A 1700-nucleotide genomic window follows, 5' to 3' on the forward strand; every position below is an offset into this window, starting at 1 on the left:
GTTCTATTCGGCCGTGATCTGCTCACACGCCCGCTTCACCTACACCGAGGTCGCGGCCGTCCTGGCCAACACCCATGGCCCCGAGGCCGCCAAGCGCCGCGAGCTGGTGCCGCATCTGCTGCATCTGCACGAGGTCTATCGCGCGCTGCTGGCAGAGCGGGGCCGCCGTGGCGCCATCGACTTCGAGACCACCGAGACGCAGATCGTCTGCGACGACARCGGCCGTATCGAGAAGATCATCCCGCGCACGCGCAACGACGCGCACCGGCTGATCGAGGAGGCGATGCTGGCCGCGAACACCTGCTCGGCCGATTTCATCCAGTCGTCCAAGCACCACTCGCTCTACCGCGTGCACGAAGGTCCGACGCCCGAGAAGCGTACGACGCTGCAGAACTATCTGCGCTCGCTGGGCATTGGCATGGGTGTGTCCGACGACCCGACGCCGCGTGAATTCCAGGCGATCGCCCAGGCGACCAAAGACAGGCCCGACGCGCAGCAGATCCACACCATGCTGCTGCGCTCCATGCAGCAGGCCATCTACACCGGCACCAATTCCGGCCATTTCGGCCTGGCCTACCCGGCCTACACCCACTTCACCAGCCCGATCCGGCGCTATCCCGACCTGCTGGTCCACCGCGTCATCAAATGCCTGCTGGCGAGCAAGCGCTACACGCTGGACGCCAGCAAGATGAACGTGCCGCAGGCGCCCAAGCGCCCCGGCCGGCCAGCGCCGCCCAACCCGGCAGACGCCCGCAACGAGGCCGAGCGCTGGGAGGTCGTGGGCGCGCATTGCAGCGCCAACGAGCGTCGTGCCGACGAGGCCAGCCGCGATGTCGAGGCTTGGCTGAAGTGCCGCTACATGCGCGACCGTCTCGGCGAGGAGTTCGCCGGCACCGTCAGTGCGGTCACGTCCTTCGGCCTCTTCGTGCAACTGGATGCGCTCTACGTCGAGGGCTTGGTGCACATCACCGAGCTGGGCGGCGAGTACTACCGCTTCGACGAGGTGCGCCAGGAACTGCGTGGCGAGCGCACCGGCATTCGCTACGCGACCGGCGCCCGCGTGCAGGTGCAGGTCAGCCGTGTTGACCTGGACGGCCGGCGCATCGACTTCCGCCTGGTGCGCGACGCCGAAGACGCGCGCTCACCCGGGCGCGGCGGGGCATCCAAACCCACGGGCAAAGCCCCGGGCAAGACACCAGCCCGCAAGCGCGCGCCCAAGACGGCCGTCGAGACGCTGGACGATGTTCGCCAGCAGGATCGCGACGTGAAGAAGAGCCGCAAGGAAGTCGTCGCGTCCCTGCATCCGGTCAAGGCCGCACAGCAGGCCGCCAAGCGCGCCGCCAAGAAAACGGCTGCCAAGGCCGCGCCGCGCAAACGCCGCTGAGCGTCAGCGCAGCGCCGCCAGGCGCTCGATGAGCTCGCCGGCGCGCAGCACGCCGCCGTACTCGCCGGCGCGGCCGTGCGCGTCCACGCCGGTGCAGGCGATGGCGTGAGCCGTGGCGGATGGTTGCTGAGCCCACAGCCCGCCCAGCCAGCCGGCCAGCACGTCGCCGCTGCCGGCTGTAGCCAGGGCCGGGCTGCCGCTGGCGCAGAGCGCCGGCCGCTCGGCCGGTGAGGTGATCACGCTGCCCGAGCCCTTGAGGACGACGGTGCAGCCCAATTGCAAGGCCAGTTCCTGCGCAGCGGCGAGGCGGTCGGCC

2 protein-coding genes are annotated in these 1700 nt (G+C 69.7%); one reads left to right on the forward strand and one right to left on the reverse strand.

Going from position 1 to position 1700, the window contains the following annotated elements:
- Positions 1 to 1384: ribonuclease R family protein (locus tag ACXJKR_RS31685; protein ID WP_457326230.1), on the forward strand; the 1384-nt coding region annotated here is incomplete at its 5' end.
- Between the two features lie 3 nt (positions 1385 to 1387).
- Here ACXJKR_RS31685 and ACXJKR_RS31690 read toward each other — a convergent pair.
- Positions 1388 to 1700 (reverse strand): ADP-dependent NAD(P)H-hydrate dehydratase (locus tag ACXJKR_RS31690; RefSeq protein WP_457326231.1); only part of this gene is annotated, 313 nt, incomplete at its 5' end.

Source organism: Roseateles sp. P5_E11 (assembly GCF_054049355.1).